Origin of the sequence: Peribacillus simplex (genome assembly GCF_001542915.1) — a bacterium.
Lineage (GTDB): Bacteria > Bacillota > Bacilli > Bacillales > DSM-1321 > Peribacillus > Peribacillus simplex_B.
On sequence record NZ_LNNH01000006.1, the window covers coordinates 1 to 588 of the forward strand.

The window sequence follows — 588 nt, forward strand, 5'->3', positions numbered from 1 at the left end:
ACTCATTCAAAACTGAACAAAACAAAAGCGCACTCGTATTATCCTTAGAAAGGAGGTGATCCAGCCGCACCTTCCGATACGGCTACCTTGTTACGACTTCACCCCAATCATCTGTCCCACCTTAGGCGGCTGGCTCCATGAAGGTTACCTCACCGACTTCGGGTGTTACAAACTCTCGTGGTGTGACGGGCGGTGTGTACAAGGCCCGGGAACGTATTCACCGCGGCATGCTGATCCGCGATTACTAGCGATTCCGGCTTCATGCAGGCGAGTTGCAGCCTGCAATCCGAACTGAGAATGGCTTTATGGGATTCGCTTACCTTCGCAGGTTTGCAGCCCTTTGTACCATCCATTGTAGCACGTGTGTAGCCCAGGTCATAAGGGGCATGATGATTTGACGTCATCCCCACCTTCCTCCGGTTTGTCACCGGCAGTCACCTTAGAGTGCCCAACTGAATGCTGGCAACTAAGATCAAGGGTTGCGCTCGTTGCGGGACTTAACCCAACATCTCACGACACGAGCTGACGACAACCATGCACCACCTGTCACTCTGTCCCCCGAAGGGGAACGCCCTATCTCTAGGGTTG

At 53.6% G+C, this 588-nt stretch carries 1 rRNA gene; it reads right to left on the bottom strand.

The features are described 5' to 3' along the window. Positions 1-48: 48 nt before the first annotated feature. Positions 49-588 (bottom strand): 16S ribosomal RNA (locus tag AS888_RS01815); the annotation flags it as partial.